The organism is Flavobacterium sp. B183, assembly GCF_023539155.1.
GTDB classification, from domain to species: domain Bacteria; phylum Bacteroidota; class Bacteroidia; order Flavobacteriales; family Flavobacteriaceae; genus Flavobacterium; species Flavobacterium tructae.
Genome location: NZ_CP097434.1, coordinates 1,683,342 through 1,703,878, shown reverse-complemented (window position 1 = coordinate 1,703,878; position 20,537 = coordinate 1,683,342). Strand labels below are relative to the sequence as shown.

The window sequence follows — 20,537 nt, the reverse complement described above, 5'->3', positions numbered from 1 at the left end:
TCCAAAAGCTGAGTAAATCAGTTGGAATTTGGAATTTTTTTATTGAATTTTCTAGAATTTAGTTTCTAGGTGATTTTCTTTTCTCAGATTTAGCACCTACTCTAGACATTGCACATCTAAATCCGATGTAATCAGTTGCCATATCCTGAGGGAAATATCTTCTTTGACCCGGATCCAACCAATAAGCTCTGTCTCTCCAAGAACCTCCTTTGTAAACTCTTACATTATCATCGATTAATGTTGTACGTTTACTTGAGTTATCATATTTCTTAACCATCTGACCTAAACTATCTGTTGTGATATTGTGTTTAGGTGAGTTGTACATCGCCTGATCTGCTTTTGATCCTGATTCAGAATCTCCGAAATCAAAATATTTAGAAGATTGCTTGTCTCCGTCTCTGTAGTTGATGTTATTACTTGTATCGAAGTTAGTTCTTAAGTAAGTTTCATTTTCATCAACAGGAACCTGAGCAATTTCTCCAGGTAAATTTGTTGCTACTTTTTTACCGTTACTTAATGTTTTGTATTGAATATTATCTTTAGTAATAATTTCAATTTTACCATCTTTCCCGATTTTGTTTTTAGCATATTGATTTCCTCTAAAGTAGTTGAAATCATTTGCTTCGTTATCGATAATAGGTCTGTAAACGTCAGCAACCCATTCGGCAACGTTTCCTGCCATATCATACAATCCAAAATCGTTAGGAGCGTAACTTTTTACAGAGTTTGTAATATCTGCACCATCATCAGACCAACCTGCAATTCCACCGTAATCACCGTTTCCTTGTTTGAAGTTAGCCAATTGATCTCCTTTGTTTTTACGTTTTGAAGAACGTGTGTAATCACCAGACCAAGGATATTTCTTTTGTCCTTTATAGATATTGTATTCTCTTTGTCCAACATCGGCAGCAGCAGCATATTCCCACTCCGCTTCGGTAGGAAGTCTGTATTCCGGCAAAATAAGTCCTGAAGAACGTTGTGCATATACATTTTTCTCTTCCTGAACAACACCGTCTTTACCTGCTTTAGGTTTTTTTCTTCCGCTAGGGTTTTTCTTCAATACAAGCTCTTCATTACCTCCGTAAGTTGTACTTGGAGAAGCAACATAACCTTCTGTATTAAATAAACTTTCAGCACTAACATCCTGAGTTTTTGCTCCTCTTTTAAGGTAACCGTTTTTCTCTAAAACTGCTTCGTTCACACGATCAGTTCTCCATTTAGCAAATTCAACAGCCTGAATCCAATTTACACCTACTACCGGGTAGTTTGCGTAAGATGGGTGTCTTAAGTAGTTGTTTGTCATCGTTTCGTTGTATCCTAAACGATTTCTCCATACTAAAGTATCAGGAGATGCTCCTTCGTAAATATTCTTGTAATTTTCTTCTGTTGGTGGGAAAACTTTCTTTAACCATTCCAGGTACTCTAAGTACATACCGTTCGTAACTTCAGTTTCATCCATATAGAATGACTGAACGTGTTGTTGAGTTGGTGTGTTATTCCAATCGTGCATAACATCATCTTGTACTTTACCCATCGTAAATGTACCTCCCTCAACAAAAACTAAACCAGGACCAGCCTGTTGTTTTTTTCCTGCATTTCTGGCAGCAGTTCCATTCTGACTGTCTACGTCCCAACCAGTTGCCCTGGAGGCATGACTGGAACTCGATTTTTTGCTACAACTAGCCGTGCCTAACATCAATACCATTGACATCATTAATTGCAAGACTACAATTTTGTTTACTTTCATACTCATTCTTAGGTGATAAATTTAGGTGCTGCAATATAATAATTAACATTTAATTGGCAACATCTGTTCTAATAATTTTATTTCGCTGTTTTTTACCAGAAAATAACCTATTGTTACGAACGCAAAAATATACTTTTTATTATTTACTGTAACATGAAATACTATATTTTTACCTACTAAAATATTTTTAATTAAAAACCGTTTTATTCGCTAATGAAACAAGTCCTCATCTTATATCTTTTTCTCCTTCCATTTATCTCGTTTTCCCAGATAAATGGTGACTTTACGTTAGATTGGCAAAACAAAAAGGAGATGAGTTTTGGCGACTCAAAATTAAAAATACCGTATTTTTCCGGAAACAGTTTTCGGTATGATACTACTAAAAAAAGCATAATATTACTGCTCAATCTGACCGAATCCGGTTATTCAAACTACAATTCGATTCAAATTTTCAATGTAGTTTACGAATCCGTTTCAACTGCCGATCTGGGTGACCTTTCGCTCGAGAATATCCCTGAAAAACCAAATGAGACTCTTAAAACAACTACCTCAAGAGACCTAAAGCAGGTATTTTTATCATTATCTCCTATTGTAAAAGAAGGAAACAGCTTCAAACGAATCCGTTCTTTTTCTTACAAAAAAACGACTGATAGCGCTGCAAAAAACAACAACACTTCTTCCTTTCAAAAAGCAAATACGATTTACAATTCTGTATTAGCCACGGGAGACTGGTATCGTTTTTACATTGAAAAATCGGGCGTCTACAAAATCTCGAGATCTTTCCTTCAAAGCCTGGGATTTGACCCCGGAAAAACAGACCCGAGGAGAATCAAAATTTATGGAAATGGAGGAAAAATGCTTCCTCTTGCCAACAACACGTATTATCCGGAAGATCTGGCAGAAAATGCGATTCAGATCGTTGGCGAAACAGACGGCGTATTCAACAACGAAGATTATATTCTTTTTTATGGTGAAGGCGTTGAAAACTGGAACACAGAAAGCCAGACTAACCTGAACTTGTACGATACCAAATCCTATTATTACATTACCACTACAGGTGGTGATGGAAAACGAATCGCTTCTCTAAATCAACCCACCGGCAACAGCACTTTAGAGCTCAATACTTTCGACGATTATCAATTTCATGAAATCGACAAAATAAACATTGCCCATCTGGGGCGTCAGTGGTGCGGAGAATCTTTTGACATTACTCAGGAACAGGAATTCAGCTTTAACTTTCCCAACATCGACACTTCAGTACCTGTAAAAATAGAACTCAAAGCAGCCTCAGCAGCCTATACTCCTACCTCGTTTACCATTTCTGCCAACGGACAAAATATAGGCAATCTTAATTTTCAAGCCTTGGCACTAAATTCTGATATCAAATATTACAATCAGGAATTACCATCCAACGCAGCCTTTACCGGAGCCGAAAATGTAAAAATAAAACTCACCTACAACAATAATGGTGTTCCGGGATCAAAAGGATATCTTGACTTCATCAATCTGACTGCCAAAAGAAAACTTCTGGGCATCGGAAAACAATTTAAATTTCAATACAATTTAGCAGGTTCAACTCCCGGAATAGCCAATTACACCATCGGAAATGCTGCGGCTATTTCTCAAATTTGGGACGTTACAGATCCCACTAACACCTTAAAAATAGAAAATAACAACCAGGCTAACTTAAGCTTTAAGGCATCATTGGGTGAAATCAGAACATACATCGCCCTTGACCCTGCCGATTATTACGCTCCTTTAAAAGAAAGCCAACCTAAAGTCGCGAACCAAAATTTAAAAGGAACACTTTTCAGGAATGCTCAAAACAGTTTTCAAGATATCGACTATATAATTGTGACGCCAAAAAACCTTGTTTCTCAAGCTGAAAAACTAGCCACTTTCCACCGGATAAATTCTAATTTAAATGTAAAAGTAATTCCGCTGGAAAACATCTATCAGGAATTCTCTTCAGGAAAGCAAGACGTGGCCGCCATTAGAAACTGCATTCGATACCTCTACAATAATGCCTCAACTTCCGAGAAAAGACTTAAATATGTAAATCTGTTCGGAGACGCCTCATTTGATTACAAAGACCGAATTACAAACAATACCAACATTGTACCTGTATATCAGTCCGTCATCAGTAACTCTACCGGAGAAGCCTCATTTGCCTCAGATGATTTTTACGGACTTATGGATGCCAATGAAGGTGTTGTCGTTTTCCCTTTTGGAGGAATTGATATCGCAGTAGGCAGAATGTTAATTTCAGACAATGCTCAGGCAGCAGAAATGGTTAACAAAGTTTTAGAATACCACGACCAAAAATCATTTGGAAACTGGCGCAACAATATTGTCATGGTAAGCGATGACTCTGACCGAAGCTCAGACGCAAGCTTACAATCACGCCAGAATACCCTAGCCGATGCAATCTCTACCCAAAAACCATTTTTAAATGTAGAAAAGATTTTCCTCGACGCCTACACCCAGGAAGCTTCCGCAGGAGGATCGAGATACCCGAAGGCAAGAACCGATATATTTAATGCTTTTGAAAAAGGCGCTTTAGTCTTTAACTATCTTGGACATGGTGGCGAAGACGGTCTCGCAGCCGAAAGAATCTGGGAAAAATCAGACGGTCAAAACCTGAACAATCAATACAAATATCCCTTATTCATTACGATAACCTGCGAATTTTCGAGATTTGATGACCCAACAAGACCAACCGCAGGAGAATATACTTTTTGGAATCCAAAAGGAGGCGCCATCTCCATGTTAACCACCATTCGCGCCATAGGACAATACAATGCAGAAAACTTCAATGACAACCTGAACAAAAACCTGTTTTCATACGGATCTAACCAATACACGAGCATCGCCGAAGCGCTTCGAATTTCTAAAAATGAAAATCCAAGCTCATCCAGCAATGTCATTTTTTACATTGGCGACCCTGCTTTGATGCTTGCTATTCCGAAACCAAAAATTAATTTAACAAAAATAAATGACATTGCGATTTCTCAGCCTATTCCAGATTTCAAATCTTTGTCAAAAATTAAAATCACAGGAGAAATAACCGACGAAAACAATACGCTGTTAAGCAATTACAATGGCGAACTGGCAACTGCCATCTTTGACAAGCTAATCACTACCAGCACCCTAAATAATGATGGATATAGCCCTGCAATGTCATTCAAAATACTGGGAGAAACTATTTTTAGAGGAAATGCTTCGGTAACCAACGGTCAGTTTGAATTCAGCTTTGTTGTACCCCGAGACATCCGTATTCCTGTTGATTATGCCCGAATCAGTTTTTACGCCAGAAAAAACCAAACACTTGAAAATCAATCAGGTTACAACACCAATATAAAAATTGGAGGAATAAATGAAAATGCTCCACAGGACAATATAAGTCCAAAAGTGAAGTTATATATGAACGATGAAACTTTTGTATCGGGAGGAATTACAAATGAATCGCCCTTTTTACTGGCGTTTCTTGAAGATGAAAATGGAATCAATACAGCAAGCGGAATCGGGCATGATATTACAGCAGTGCTGGATGGCGATGTAAGCAATCCTTTTGTTCTAAATGATTATTATCAGACAAAACTTGACGATTACACCAATGGAAATTTACGTTTTCCGTTGCGAAATCTTGCTGCCGGAATGCACACGATAACATTTACAGCATGGGACGTTTACAACAATCCTGTAACTAGTGAAATACAATTTATAGTTGTTGGAAATGAATCGCTGACCCTAACACACGTTCTTAATTATCCTAACCCATTTTCAACCTATACGCAATTTTGGTTTTCACACAACAGACCTTATGAACCTCTGGATGTGCAAGTTCAGGTCATGACTATAACAGGAAAAGTAGTCTGGACAAAAAACCAAATCGTCACCACAGAAGGTTTCTTATCGAGAGACATAACCTGGGACGGGAAAGATGATTTTGGCGATCGAATCGGGAAAGGCGTATACATTTACAAACTCACTGTCAAATCTAATTTAACAAATAAAAAAGCAGAAAAATACGAAAAGCTTGTCATTTTATAATATTCTATATATTTGTATCACCAACACCATACCTAACATAAATGAAAAAAATATCGCTTCTATTAATTTGCCTTTTAATTATTCCGTACGCAAAAGCTCAAAACATTGAACGCCCTATTACTACAGGAGTACCTTTTTTACTAGTCGCAGCCGACGCAAGAGCTGCAGGTTTAGCCGATCAGGGGGTCGCTACATCAGCCGACGCTTATTCACAACAATGGAACCCTGCGAAATATGCTTTCTCAGTAGACAAGCAAGGATTCTCTATCAGCTACACCCCTTATTTGACAGACTTAGCCAATGATATTTCATTAGGCCAGGCAACCTATTACAACAAAATTAACGAACGAAGTGCCTTTGCAGGAAGCTTCCGTTATTTTGGCTTTGGGGATATTGAACTAAGAACAACCGGAGACCCAAATGAAGCCGCAAGAATCGTTTCTCCAAATGAGTTTGCCTTAGACGGTTCTTACTCTTTGAAATTAAGCGAGAAATTCTCAATGGCAGTAGCTGCAAGATACATTCGTTCTAATCTGAAAATTGCTTCTGAAGAAGTCGACGCGTCAGCTTCAGGCTCTTTCGCTGTAGACGTTGCCGGATTCTACCAATCAGAAGAAATTGCTTATGCTGATTTTAACGGAAGATGGAGAGGTGGTTTCAACCTGCAAAATCTTGGACCAAAAATAAGTTACGATAACGACAATATCAGTTCCAACTTTTTACCGGCAAACCTTAGATTAGGAGGAGGTTTTGACTTTATCTTAGACGATTACAACAAACTAGGCCTTAGCGTTGAATTTACCAAACTTTTAGTTCCAACTCCTCCGGGACCGGGAACTCCTGTAGATGCAAATGGCGACGGTGATTTTACAGATCCGGGAGACATTTCTCAGTCGCAAGCTGACGCAGCAAAATACAAAACCTACAAAGACATTGGCTGGGTATCCGGAATTTTTAAATCTTTCGGAGATGCTCCGGGTGGTTTCAGTGAAGAATTAAAAGAAATCACTTATAGTGTAGGTGCAGAATATATGTATCAGGATGCTTTTGCCATACGAGCAGGATATTTTCATGAAAGTCCTGTAAAAGGAGCCAGACAATTCTTCTCTTTAGGAGCAGGATTCAAATACAATGTAGTAAAAGTTGACGTTTCGTATTTATTTTCAACATCAAAAGTTAAAAATCCGTTAGAAAATACACTTCGTTTTTCTTTAACCTTTAACTTTGGCGACAAATACGAAGTATATTAAAACCTGAAAATAAAAAATTAATAACAATCCAAATTCCTGTTTCTTCAGGAATTTGGATTTTTTTTCCCTTAAACAGAAATGAAAGAAATAAGCATTACATCATCCTTCAACATTTATAACAACCTTGAAGAACTCCCAAAAGACATTCAGGAGTTAATGAGTCAGGCGGTCGAAGTTCGCAAAAAAGCCTATGCGCCCTATTCTCAATTTCGGGTTGGAGCTGCTTTACTTTTAGACAATGGAAAAATAGTGGTAGGATCTAATCAGGAAAATGCAGCATATCCTTCAGGATTATGTGCTGAACGCGTTGCCATTTATCATGCCGGAAGTGTATACCCGGAAGCCAAAATTCTAAAAATGGCTATTACAGCAGCTTCAGACACTAATCAGACCACAGCACCTATTCCGCCTTGTGGATCTTGTCGTCAATCTATTGCAGAATATGAGATCAGACAGGACACCCCTATTGAAATCTTTTTTATGGGAGAAATCGGCGAAGTTTACAAATCGGCATCTCTAAAAAATTTACTCCCGTTTATGTTTGATAAAAAGTTCTTGTAAAAAAAAGCCAAAAAGTAGCTTTTAAATTTTACTTCTTACTAGGAATGTCTTATTTTTGCATCCCGACCTTTCGGGCGCAAATTTGTGGGAGGAAACTATTTTGCGTTACAGGCAACAATTGATAACACAAACAAACTTTAGCAAAAGAAAGAATTCAGATGAAAGAAGTTACAAAAGAGGTATATTTAAAGTGGTACGAAGACATGCTACTTTGGAGGAAGTTTGAAGATAAACTTGCAGCATTATACATTCAACAAAAAGTTAGAGGTTTTCTACACCTATATAATGGTCAGGAAGCTGTATTAGCAGGAGCTTTACACGCTATGGACCTGACCAAAGACAAAATGATTACTGCTTACAGAAACCACGTACAGCCAATTGGTATGGGAGTTGATCCTAGAAACGTAATGGCAGAACTTTTAGGAAAAGCAACCGGTACCTCTAAAGGTATGGGAGGTTCTATGCACATTTTCTCTAAAGAACACCGTTTTTACGGAGGACACGGAATCGTAGGTGGACAAATTCCTGTTGGAGCTGGTTTAGCTTTTGCTGATAAATATTTCAACACTGGCGGAGTTACTATGACCTATTTTGGTGATGGAGCTGCGAGACAAGGTTCTTTACACGAAGCTTTCAACATGGCAATGTTATGGAAATTACCGGTTGTATTTATCGTTGAAAACAACGGTTATGCGATGGGAACTTCTGTTGAAAGAACAGCAAACCACACCGACATCTGGAAACTTGGTTTAGGATACGAAATGCCTTGCGGACCTGTTGACGGAATGAACCCGGTAAAAGTTGCCGAAGCAATGACAGAAGCAATCGACAGAGCACGTCGTGGTGACGGACCAACTTTCCTTGAAATGAAAACGTACCGTTACAGAGGACACTCTATGTCTGACGCACAATTGTACCGTTCTAAAGAAGAGGTAGAAGAATACAAAAAAATTGACCCTATTACTCAGGTTTTAGATGTAATTATGGATCAAAAATACGCTACAGAAGAAGAAATCGAAGTAATCGACCAAAGAGTAAAAGATCTGGTTGAAGAATGTGTTAAATTCGCTGAAGAATCTCCATATCCTGAATTACAACAATTGTATGATGTAGTATACGCACAAGAAGACTATCCATTCACACCTCATAAACTATAAATCAATGGCAACAATTATTACAATGCCTCGTTTGAGCGATACTATGACGGAAGGAACGGTAGCGACTTGGCTTAAAAAAGTAGGCGACAAAATTAGCGAAGGAGATATCTTAGCTGAGATTGAAACAGACAAAGCAACAATGGAATTTGAGTCTTTCAACGAAGGAACTCTTTTACATATCGGAATACCAGCGGGAGAAACTGCTCCTGTTGACTCTTTATTAGCCATCATTGGAAACGAAGGAGAAGACATTTCTGCTCTTTTAGCCGGTGGTGGTGCTGCTCCTGCTGCAGAAGCAGCAAAAGCGGAAGCTGCCCCTGCTGCAGAAACTAAAACAGAAACTGCTGCTCCTGCAAAAGCAGCAACTGAATTACCAAAAGGTGTTGTAGTGGTTACTATGCCACGTTTGAGCGACACAATGACTGAAGGAACAGTAGCTACCTGGTTGAAAAAAGTAGGTGATGCTGTTGCTGAAGGAGATATCTTAGCAGAAATTGAAACAGACAAAGCTACTATGGAGTTTGAGTCTTTCAATGCTGGTACCTTATTATACATTGGAATTCAGGAAGGAAATACAGCTCCTGTTGACAGCTTATTAGCGATCATCGGACCTGCCGGAACTGATGTTTCGGGAATTTCCGCAAACTATACTGCCGGAGGTGCTGTAAGCGCTCCTGCAACTGAAGAAACTAAAGCTGCTCCTGCTGCTGAAAAAGCAACAGAAACGGTAGCCGAAACTTCAAACGGAGGAAGAATTCTAGCTTCGCCATTAGCGAAGAAAATTGCTTCTGACAAAGGAATTTCATTAAATCAGGTTAAAGGTTCGGGAGAAAACGGACGTATCGTGAAAAGCGATATCGAGAACTTTACTCCTGCTGCACAAACACCTGCTGCGGCTACTGCAACTACAACTTCTGCTGCTAAACCACAAGAAGCTGTACCTGCTGCACCAAAAGTATTTGTTCCTGCCGGAGAAGTTTTCACAGAAGAGATCAAAAACTCTCAAATGCGTAAAATTATCGCAAAACGTTTGGCAGAATCTTTATTTACAGCACCTCACTACAACTTAGTGATCGAAGTAAGCATGGACGAAGCTATGGGAGCAAGAGCAACAATCAATACGGTTCCGGATACAAAAGTATCTTTTAACGATATGGTAATTAAAGCTTGTGCTTTAGCCTTGAAAAAACATCCAAAAATCAACTCTCAGTGGAAAGAAGATGCAATCATCATCAACCACCACGTAAACATTGGTGTTGCTGTAGCAGTTGAAGACGGATTAGTAGTTCCTGTATTGAAATTTACAGACGCTATGAGTTTATCTCAAATTGGCGCAAGCGTAAGAGATCTTGCCGGAAGAGCGAAAAACAAAAAACTGGGACCACAAGAAATGGAAGGAAGTACTTTTACCGTTTCTAACCTTGGAATGTTTGGTATCACTGAATTCAATTCAATCATCAACCAGCCAAACTCTGCAATCCTTTCTGTAGGAGCAATTGTAGAAAAACCGGTAGTGAAAAATGGTCAGATTGTAGTTGGAAACACCATGATGCTTTCATTAGCATGTGACCACAGAACAATCGACGGCGCAACCGGAGCTCAGTTTTTACAAACATTAAAACAATACATCGAAAGCCCGGTGACCATGTTAGCATAATTTTTATGCCCATGTCCGCCTAAGCAAAGTCGAACATTTGTCTGAGTAAAATCGAAGACCTCGTCTAAGCAAATCCAAATGTCCGTCTGAGCGAAGTCGAATGTCCGTCTGAGCAAAGCCGAATGTCCGTCTGAGCGAAGTCGAAGACACCCTCATAATAAAATCCCGTCCCGAAGTTTTTCGGGACGGGATTTTTTGTTTAATTTTCATCCTCAAATCCAAAACATATAAAAATGAAGAAAATAACTCTTGTAGCTTTATTCTTAGCAGCTCTTGCCTGCCAGAAAAAAGAACAAACTGAAAAAAATACAGCCGTCATTGACGAACACAGCTATTCTAAGCCGGAATTAGCCGTCGTTAAACATCTTGATCTCGATATCAAAGTAGATTTTGACACACAAACCATTACCGGAAAAGCGTCGTGGCAAATTGACAACATTAGCAAAGGAAACGAAATCATCTTCGACGAAAACACCCTTAACATTACCAAAGTAACCTTAGGAGACGAAGAAAAAGAAACAAAATTCAAACTTGGTACCGACGTAGAATTTCACGGAAAACCACTTCACATTACCATCGAACCCAACACTACTAAAGTTAACATTTACTACAGCACTACCAAAGACGCAGTGGCACTACAATGGTTAACTCCGGAACAAACAGCAGACAAAAAGAAACCATTTCTTTTCTCTCAGGGCGAAAGTGTTTGGTCCCGTACCTGGATTCCATGCCAGGACTCACCGGGCATTCGTTTTACATACAATGCAAAAGTTACGGTTCCAAAAGATTTAATAGCCTTAATGAGCGCTGTTAATCCGCAAAAGAAAAATGACACCGGAATTTACACCTTCAAACAAGACAAAGCAATTCCTTCTTATCTAATGGCTATCGCTGTTGGAGATCTTGAATTTCAATCTATCGACAAAAGAACCGGAGTTTATGCAGAACCTTCTTTGCTGAAAAAAGCAGCATGGGAATTTGCCGAATTAGGCAACATGGTTGGCGCTGCCGAAAAACTATACGGACCATACCGTTGGGGACGTTACGACGTACTGGTTTTACCTCCAAGCTTTCCTTATGGCGGAATGGAAAACCCAAACTTAACTTTCCTTACTCCGGGCGTTATTGCCGGAGATCGCTCTCTAACAAGTCTTTTAGCACATGAATTAGGACATAGCTGGAGCGGAAATTTAGTAACCAACGCCACCTGGGATGATATTTGGTTAAACGAAGGATTTACGACTTATGTAGAACACAGAATTGGAGAAGCTATCTTTGGAAAGAAAGAATTTGAAATGCAAAACGTTATCACAAACAAAGAATTAGTCGATAATGTAGCTGAATACGGAGACACCAATCCGGATACGAGATTGAAAGTTAGTCTTACCGGAAGAAATCCGGACGATGGTATCAGCATGATTCCTTACGTAAAAGGGTATGCCTTTTTAAGAGTTATCGAGAATGCTGTTGGTCGTGAAAAATTCGATCCGTTTATTAAAAACTATTTCGACTCACATGCTTTCCAATCGATCACAACGGAAGACTTCGTAAAATACATTAACGAAAACCTTATTAAAGGCGACAAGGCTCTGGCAGATAAAATAAAACTAGACGAATGGATTTACAAACCGGGAATTCCGTCAAACATCCTTCCGGTAAGTTCTCCTGACTTTGATGCGATTGATAAAATCCAAAAAACATGGAGAGAAACAGGTGTGACAGGTCTAAGCAAAAAAATTACAACAACTGCCGAAAAACAGCATTTTATAGATCATCTTCCAGCTGACATTACAGTAAAAGAGATGGAAGCTATCGACAAAGAATTCAACTTTACAAAAGGCGGTAATTTCATCATCAAACGTCAGTGGTTTGTTCAGGCCATTGAACATCAATACAAAGCAGCCAATCCTGCTATTGAGCAATTTCTAATCGGAATAAGCCGAACCGGATCGGTAATGATGTTATACAAAGAAATGGTTAAAACTCCTGAAGGAAAAGTGTGGGCTAAACAGATTTTCGAAAAAGCAAAATCAGGTTACCATGCGACAACTATTCAGGCTGTTGAAGGCATTTTGAAATAGTATCCAGTATTCAGTTTGCAGTCTCAGTTTTCAGTCCCGGTTACTGAAAACTGAGACTGAGAGCTGTAAACTGCGACTAAATACTTACTTATTCTTCGCTTCAATCCACTTTGACATGTACATGGTACTTTTATAAGCATGATGCTGCAATAAACTGCCCATAAAATTATGCAGACGATGACTTGTAGAATCCATTAACAACGAATTTACCACAGACATAAATCCATCTGAGTATTTATCTTTCAAATAACACTCGTTGATAATTACAATTCCCTTTTTCTGAGCCTCGTACCAAAGATTCTCATCCTGATAAAGTCTAATTGCTTTCTTAGCAAATTCAGCTGCATCATCTTCTATAAAACCATTCCAGGGCAAATTAGCATGCATCGCTTCAGAACCAATTGCAGTAGTCACACTTGGCGTTCCGCATTGCATAGCTTCCAACAATTTCCCTTTTAAACCTGCTCCAAAACGAATTGGCGCCAGTACAACTCTTGCATTTTTCACGATTTCGACAGCATCCACTGCCCTTCCCATGATATAAAATCCATTCTTAGGCTGATGTATTTGCAATACTTTTTGCGACGGATAAGCGCCGTAAATTTCCAAAACAGCCGCAGGGAAATCTTTTTTGATCAAAGGCCAAATTACTTCTCTTAAATACTGAACCGTATTCCAATTGGGCTCATGAAAGAAATTCCCAATAAAAACAAACTTATTCCTTTCTTCAAATGATGGCAATTTCAAAAGGTCATCTTCAGACATCGAATCTGTCAAAAAAGGAAGATACAAAAGCAAATCGGCACTGATTCTGAACTTGTCTTTTAGAACATCCATTTCAAACGTCGAAATAATCAAAGACAAATCACATCTTAAAATACTGGCAATTTCTCGTTTTGCTACTTCTTCAGAAAAAAGATCTGTCACTTCAAACTTTCGATTTTCTTTAAAAGCCTTTTGTCTGGCAGCGCGTAAACAATGCAAGTCTTCGGTATCGAGAATCCGAATCGCTTCAGGACAGTTTTCCGCCACTCTCCATCCAAATTGCTCTTCGATCATAAAACGATCAAAAAGGACAACTTGTGGATTTAGTTCCTTTACAAAATCATCAAAACTGGCCGAATTGAGCTCAATGCTTTTTTTCGCTACTCCAAACTCAGACAAATCAACCATAAAATCACTGTCTAATGCCGCACTGACAAATGTGATGTCAAATTTATTCTGTTTAAAAATAGAAATTAACTGCATCATTCTTCCTCCGGCAGCAGACGAATTTGGTTCGGGCCAGACAGAACCGATAATTAAAAGTTTTTTCACTTGATTCATTTACATTCCATTCAAGCTACAAAATAATGCTTTTTTGAGCGTATTCACATGGAATTTCCTGTTTTTTGGTCATAAAAATGAGTAATTTTGCACAATACAAATTTCGGAATCAATTATGTTAGGATTAAAATTAGCCACAGACCCACGCTGGGTAAATATAGTAGAATCAAATATCGAAGAGATTTTGACGGATCATGCGTGGTGCGAGCAAAAAGCAGCTTCAAATGCCATCAGCTTAGTGACTTACAATTCTGAACTGGAAGAATTAGTTACCGAAATGCTTGTAATCGCCAGAGAAGAGCTCGAGCACTTACAAATGGTGCACGATATTATCAAAAAAAGAGGCTTGACCTTAGGGCGTGAACGAAAAGATCACTATGTAAATGAGCTTTTTAAATTTATGAAAAAAGACGGAAGCCGCAGAGACGCTCTTTGCGACCGCCTATTGTTTTCGGCTATGATTGAAGCCAGAAGCTGTGAGCGTTTTAAAGTACTTTCTGAAAACATAAAAGACGAAGAACTGGCTAAATTCTATCGTGATTTAATGATTTCTGAAGCCGGTCATTATACTACATTTTTAGGTTTTGCACGAAAATATACCGACAATATCGATATTGATAAACGCTGGAAAGAATGGATTGAATTTGAAGGCTCAATTATTACCAACTACGGAAAAAGCGAAACCGTACACGGATAATATTCTTTTAAACTCGATTTTCATTTTTTACCTATAAATACCACAACTTGTTATGTCTACAAATAAAATAAAGACCATTTTACTAAAAACGGCCAAATACCTTGGGATTACCTTTGTTGTCATTATAGGACTACTATTCCTTACTCCCATTATTTTTGAAGATCAAATCAAGGAACAAATTAAAAAAACCGCTAACGAAAAGCTGAGTGCAGAATTGAATTACTCTGATGTTTCGGTTTCGTTTTTTCAACATTTCCCTTCGCTTACTTTAACTTTAAGCGATTTACACCTTAACGGATCGGCACCTTATACAAAAGAAAAATTCATCACCGCGAAAGAAGTTTCGTTTGGGATCAATGTAGCCAGTCTGGTTTTCAGCAAAGAGGTAAAAATCGATCAGATTTATTTATCAGATTCCTTTATTAATGTAAAAGTAAACGAAGAAGGAGAAGCCAATTACAATATTTACAAGTCAAATTCTCAGACCGAAACTCCTAAAGACAGTACCGAAACCGCTTTAAAACTGGAACGGATTGAAATTTTAAACAGTAAAATTGTTTACGATGACAAATCAACCAAAATCCATTTTGATGCGTTCGGATTTGATTATTTAGGAAAAGGCGATCTAAACAAAGCTGTTTTTGATTTGTATTCGAAAGCGAAAATTGAAAAATTGAATATTGTTTATGAAAATGAACCTTATTTAATGAATAAAAAAGTGAACGCTGATTTGATTACAAAAGTCAACGTCAACTCCCTGTCCTTTTATTTCCAACAGAATAACCTTAAAATAAATGATCTTGTGGTCGACTTTATAGGGAAATTCGACTTCCTGAAAGACGGTTATAATATGGATTTTGTGATCAAATCAGACAACAGTGATTTACACGATGTTTTTACCGCCTTCCCTCCAAAATACATTACCTGGCTGTCGAAAACAGAATTAAAAGGAAATACCAACCTGCTTTTAACCTTAAAAGGAGACTATATTGCCGCACAGAACATTGCACCGGATCTTAATCTGGATGTGAAAATAGACAGCGGATTTGTCAATTATAACAAAAGTGCTTTTCCGGTTTCCAATTTAAATTTAGAGATCAAAACAAAAGTTCCGTCTTTAAATCCGGATCTGCTAATTGTCGATGCCAAAAATCTGTCTTTAAACATCAAGCAGGATTATCTGAAATCAAAATTTTACGTAAAAGGCATAAAAACCCCGGATATTAACGCCGATTTTAAGGCCAAAATTGATCTTGGAAAATTAATGTCGGCACTTGGAATTCCGAATATTGTTTTAAAAGGAAATCTGGCAGGAGACGTAAAAGCTAACGGAAAATTTGATTTAAAAAACAAACTTCTTCCCGTTACCAACGGAACTATTGACTTGGTTAACGGTTACCTAAAAACACCTTATTACCCAAATCCGATCACAGACATCACCATCAAATCTAAGATTGAGAACCCTAAAGGGACTTTTGATGATTTAAAAATAAACCTAAAACCTGCTCAGTTTACTTTTGAAGGAAAACCTGTTTTCGTAGAAGCCGATCTTAGCAATTTTAATGATTTGGCTTACAACATCAAAGCCAAAGGAGAACTGGACGTAAACAAAATCTACAAAGTTTTCTCTCAGCAAGGACTTGATCTGGACGGTTTCGTAAAAGCCGATTTGGTTTTAAAAGGAAAACAAAGCGATGCCGAGAAAGGAAATTACCGCAAGCTGTACAACAAAGGAACACTTGAACTTAGAAATATTGGAATAACTTCTGAATATCTTCCGAAGAAATTCATCATCAAAGAAGGTATTTTCAAAATCAATCAAGATAAAATGTCCTTCAATAACTTTTTGGCTGCCTACGGTCAATCTGATTTCAGGTTAAATGGTTACCTGCAGAACGTTTTCAACTATGCTACTACCAATACCGGTGTTTTAAAAGGCTCTTTTAAATCGACTTCACGATATATCAATGTGGACGAATTTATGTCAAGTACCACAACAAATACTGCTGCTACAGCAACCACGACAGAGACCAAGCCTCAAACTCAGCCAGCTCAAACCGGTGTAATTATAATTCCTGCCAATTTGAATCTGCAGTTTACGGCCAACGCTCAAAAAGTAAATTTTGACAAATTGAATCTTTTAAATGCTGTTGGAAATCTAAGCATGAACAAAGGTAAACTGAACATGCAGAATACCGGTTTCAATCTAATTGGCTGTGATGTTAGCATGAATGCCAATTATCAGGCAATAACCCCTAAAAAGGCCAATTTTGACTATGCGATTAAAGCCTCTGACTTTGACATCAAAAAAGCCTATAACGAAATTGAAGTCTTTAGAAAAATGGCAAGCGCTGCCGAAAAAGCACAAGGAATTGTTTCTTTAGATTACCAATTAAAAGGACGTTTAAACAGCAATATGTCTCCGGTTTATCCATCGCTTGCAGGTGGAGGAACACTTTCAATAAAAGATGTAAAAGTTCGCGGATTAAAAATGTTTAGCGCGGTAAGCAAACAAACCAATACAGAGTCAATTAAAAATCCGGATCTTTCGAAGGTAGATATTAAAACTACCATCAAAAACAACATCATGACGGTAGAACGTTTTAAGTTTAAATTTGCAGGCTTCCGACCAAGAATCGAAGGTACCACAAGTCTGGACGGAAAACTAAACCTAAAAATGCGTCTGGGTCTTCCTCCGTTAGGAATTTTTGGAATTCCGTTAACCATTACCGGAACTCAGGATAATCCAAAAATAAAAGTGGGAAGAAAATCTCAAAATTTAGAAGAAACAAAAGATACCGAAGAATAAAATCAGAAAACCTGTTCATTATGAGCAGGTTTTTTGTTTTAAATCAAATTATATTTATAGTTTTGAATAGCAATGCAACGTACTCATGAAACAATCTAAAAAAGGAGAGTTTTACGGCCAGACCAACAAAACGATTTCTCTTGAAGGAATAACGTTGACTGATACCGTATACACACACCCTACAGTAGACTGGCATTATCATGAGCATGCTTACTTCACTTTTATCCTGCAGGGAAATGTAATTGAAGGAAACAAAAAAGAGGTTTACAATTGCGCTCCCGGAAGCCTCTTGTTTCATAACTGGCAAGAACCACACTACAACATTAAACCGGAAGGCTTTACCAGAGGTTTTCATCTTGAAATTGAAAAAAAATGGTTTGACGACCTCACCTTAAACAGCAACAACCTGCAAGGAAGCACAACTGTCCTAAACCCCGACATCAAACTGTTGATGTATAAAATTTTCAGAGCGACCAAAATTGATGATTTTCACTTTGACCTTTCTACACAAACCCTGTTAATTGAAATCTTATCCAAACTAAATGGTGATTTTGAATCCATCAAACATAAAAATCCTAAATGGGTTACAATGATTGATGAAATCCTTCACGATCAGCTTACCGAAACCATTACACTTGATTATTTATCTAAAACACTAGGCATCCACCCTATTCATCTTTCAAGAGATTTTTCAAAGTATTTTCATTGCAATCTGGGAGAGTACATACGAAAATTAAAAGTAGAAAAAGCACTCTCGCTCATCGCCCTTCAAAGCAAATCCTTAACCGAAATCGCATACGAATGCGGCTTCTCTGACCAGAGCCACCTAACCAGATCCTTTAGAGAAATAAACGGCCTGAATCCTTCCGAACACAAAAAAATACTGTTCCAAAAATAAGTCAGATGTTAATCCTGTACAATTTTTAGAATTTATTGCAGACTAACTTTGCCTTTCAATCTTACAATCAATCAAATGACAAAACACTTTCTCTTACTTGCCTTACTATTTTGCAATGGCATAATTTCGGCACAAAACAATAATCTGTTCAAACCCGATGAGATTACAACCGAACTGCATAAAAACAACATTGGTAAAGTTACTTTTATGAAGGGCAACATTCCTCTGGAGCAGTATAAAGAATCTGATATTCTGAAATCTTTTGAGCTAACCTACAAATCCGATTTGAATATCAGAGTTTTCATGAACAACTCTGTCATCAATTACCTGCACCAATTGAATCCTGAATTATCCGCAGATCAACTTCTAACAACCGGAAATCTTCAGTTTGCCTTTTACATCGACAATAAACTGCTCTACACCGAAAATCTTAACTACGGATGCAGTTTTGGATCAGCAGGCAGTAAAAACACTTCAACAACCTTTAGAGTTCCTTTAACCAGTACAAAAAAAGAAGACTGGTGGTCTATTTATTTGTGGGAAAGATTCAAACTTAATGGCGGAGAAAAAGCCCTAACCAACGGCAAGCACAAACTAAAAATAGAAATTCGTCCTTACCTTAAATCCGATAAAAATAATGAGATTAAAACTGGCGATTTAATTGCAAAAGGAGAAGTTCAGCTTATCTTAAAAGCTCCGAAACTAACAGCCAAACAAATCGAAGTTCAGCCTATCCAGCCTAACAGCGACTGGGAAGTTTCGAATTTTGCTTTTGACAAGAAGAAAATTGAAAAACTCAATGCTGCTATTGCCAGCTACAATTTGAAGGAAATCACAAGTATCGTTGTCGTCTACGATAAAAAACTACTGTTTGAAGAATATTTTAATGATGCTAACCGAAACACATTACACGACACCCGATCGGCAGGAAAATCTTTTGCATCAACCTTGGCCGGAATTGCCATAAACGACGGCTATCTTAAAAACGAAAATCAGACATTAGACCAATTCTATGATTTAAAGAGTTTTGCAAATTACAACTCCAAAAAAGACAACGTAAAAATAAAAGACTTACTCACCATGAGTGCTGCTTTTGAAGGATCCGATCAAAATAGCGATTCCCCCGGGAACGAAGAAAACATGTACCCTAGCGATAATTGGGTGAAATTTACTTTAGACTTACCTATGGACAAATCCAAAACCAATGGCGGTCAATGGGATTATTTTACAGCCGGTGTCGTTTTATTGGGCGACATCATTCACAAATCTGTTCCCGGAGGATTAGAAAAATATGCCGATGAAAAACTTTTTAAGCCTTTAAACATCACCCACTATCAATGGCAATATACGCCTCAAAAAGTAGCGAATACTGCAGGAAGCCTTCAAATGACTTCTCTGGATTACGCAAAATATGCACAGTTGTATCAAAATAACGGTCTCTGGAAGGACAAACAAATCTTAACTGCCGATTGGATTCAAAAAACCCTTACGCACCAAATTCAGATTCCGGAAAGACAAAATGAATTCTATGGCTACTTATTCTGGAACAAAACTTTCTCTTTTAAAAACACTCCTTACGAAACCTATTATTGCGCCGGTAATGGAGGGAATGAGTTTATGATTTTCAAAAATCTTCCGCTTGTAGTAATCATTACCTCAAAAGCATACAACAAACCTTATGGGCACGCACAAGCCGATACCATTGTACAAGATTATATTTTACCAGCAATACTATCAAATAAACAAAAGTAGCGCCCCCTAAAACATAGATCCCGAGTCCGGCTGAGCGAGGGCTTCGACTTCGCTCAGCCGGACATCGGGATATCAATTGCATGATGTCAATTATAGATCTTAGATTAAAATTCAAAACCTGAAACGTGAAACTTTAAACTTGAAACTTTGAACTTGAAACTTTGAACTTGAAACTTTGAACTTGAAACCTGAAACCTGAAACTTAACCTTTCATCATCCCACAAAAAAACCCGTTCACCAAAGATGAACGGGTTTTTGTAATAAGTAATCTAATGATTATGCTTCGAATGGAAGGATAGATACATAAGATTTGTTATCTTTTTTCTTTTGGAACTTAACAACTCCTGCTACTCTTGCGTGTAGTGTGTGATCTTTACTGATGTAAACATTTTCACCTGGATTGTGTTTTGAACCTCTTTGTCTAACGATGATGTTCCCAGCAATAGCAGCTTGACCACCAAAAATCTTAACGCCTAGACGTTTTGATTCTGATTCTCTACCATTCTTCGAACTACCGACACCTTTCTTGTGAGCCATGACGTATGAGTT

Annotated in this window: 13 protein-coding genes; 10 read left to right on the top strand and 3 right to left on the bottom strand. The window is 37.9% G+C overall.

All coding sequences use genetic code 11. From position 1 onward, the window contains the following. Positions 1-58: 58 nt before the first annotated feature. Positions 59-1,747, bottom strand: a complete 1,689-nt coding sequence (gldJ, locus tag M4I44_RS07655; protein ID WP_249967413.1) for a gliding motility lipoprotein GldJ — start codon at positions 1,745-1,747, stop codon at positions 59-61. 213 nt (positions 1,748-1,960) lie between these two features. On the opposite strand from gldJ, the gene porU reads away from it, so the two are divergent. The 6 genes from porU (at position 1,961) to M4I44_RS07625 (ending at position 12,506) form a co-directional block, all read left to right on the top strand. Further along, positions 1,961-5,800 carry a type IX secretion system sortase PorU gene (gene porU / locus M4I44_RS07650; protein WP_249966960.1) on the top strand — a complete coding sequence of 1,280 codons (3,840 nt, stop codon included), beginning with the start codon at positions 1,961-1,963 and terminating at the stop codon, positions 5,798-5,800. Positions 5,801-5,841: 41 nt separating this feature from the next. Then, positions 5,842-7,050, top strand: a complete 1,209-nt coding sequence (gene porV, locus M4I44_RS07645) for a type IX secretion system outer membrane channel protein PorV (protein WP_249966959.1) — start codon at positions 5,842-5,844, stop codon at positions 7,048-7,050. A gap of 78 nt (positions 7,051-7,128) precedes the next feature. After that, on the top strand, positions 7,129-7,611 hold the full coding sequence (gene cdd / locus M4I44_RS07640) for a cytidine deaminase (RefSeq protein WP_017497232.1): 483 nt from the start codon (positions 7,129-7,131) through the stop codon (positions 7,609-7,611). A 158-nt stretch (positions 7,612-7,769) separates the two neighbouring features. Next, positions 7,770-8,768 (top strand): pyruvate dehydrogenase (acetyl-transferring) E1 component subunit alpha, encoded by a 999-nt coding sequence (gene pdhA / locus M4I44_RS07635; RefSeq protein ID WP_017497233.1) that lies wholly within the window; start codon positions 7,770-7,772, stop codon positions 8,766-8,768. Between the two features lie 4 nt (positions 8,769-8,772). Next, positions 8,773-10,425 carry a pyruvate dehydrogenase complex dihydrolipoamide acetyltransferase gene (locus M4I44_RS07630; RefSeq protein WP_249966958.1) on the top strand — a complete coding sequence of 551 codons (1,653 nt, stop codon included), beginning with the start codon at positions 8,773-8,775 and terminating at the stop codon, positions 10,423-10,425. A gap of 233 nt (positions 10,426-10,658) precedes the next feature. After that, complete coding sequence (locus tag M4I44_RS07625) at positions 10,659-12,506, top strand: hydrolase/aminopeptidase (protein ID WP_017497235.1); 1,848 nt, start codon at positions 10,659-10,661, stop codon at positions 12,504-12,506. A gap of 84 nt (positions 12,507-12,590) precedes the next feature. Here M4I44_RS07625 and M4I44_RS07620 read toward each other — a convergent pair whose 3' ends face one another. Beyond that, positions 12,591-13,832: a glycosyltransferase gene (locus tag M4I44_RS07620; RefSeq protein ID WP_249966957.1), complete on the bottom strand. Its 1,242-nt coding sequence runs from the start codon at positions 13,830-13,832 to the stop codon at positions 12,591-12,593. A 115-nt stretch (positions 13,833-13,947) separates the two neighbouring features. Here M4I44_RS07620 and M4I44_RS07615 point away from each other — a divergent pair, with 115 nt between their 5' ends. The 4 genes from M4I44_RS07615 to M4I44_RS07600 all read left to right on the top strand — a co-directional run bounded on the left by M4I44_RS07615 (position 13,948) and on the right by M4I44_RS07600 (position 19,988). After that, positions 13,948-14,529 (top strand): tRNA-(ms[2]io[6]A)-hydroxylase, encoded by a 582-nt coding sequence (locus M4I44_RS07615; protein ID WP_017497237.1) that lies wholly within the window; start codon positions 13,948-13,950, stop codon positions 14,527-14,529. A 52-nt stretch (positions 14,530-14,581) separates the two neighbouring features. Then, complete coding sequence (locus M4I44_RS07610) at positions 14,582-17,338, top strand: AsmA-like C-terminal region-containing protein (protein WP_249966956.1); 2,757 nt, start codon at positions 14,582-14,584, stop codon at positions 17,336-17,338. A gap of 85 nt (positions 17,339-17,423) precedes the next feature. Continuing rightward, on the top strand, positions 17,424-18,236 hold the full coding sequence (locus tag M4I44_RS07605; protein ID WP_249966955.1) for an AraC family transcriptional regulator: 813 nt from the start codon (positions 17,424-17,426) through the stop codon (positions 18,234-18,236). Positions 18,237-18,311: 75 nt separating this feature from the next. After that, positions 18,312-19,988, top strand: a complete 1,677-nt coding sequence (locus tag M4I44_RS07600; RefSeq protein ID WP_249966954.1) for a serine hydrolase — start codon at positions 18,312-18,314, stop codon at positions 19,986-19,988. 276 nt (positions 19,989-20,264) lie between these two features. Here the strand turns inward: M4I44_RS07600 and rpmA are convergent, their stop codons facing one another. After that, complete coding sequence (gene rpmA / locus M4I44_RS07595) at positions 20,265-20,525, bottom strand: 50S ribosomal protein L27 (protein ID WP_017497241.1); 261 nt, start codon at positions 20,523-20,525, stop codon at positions 20,265-20,267. Positions 20,526-20,537 lie beyond the last annotated feature (12 nt).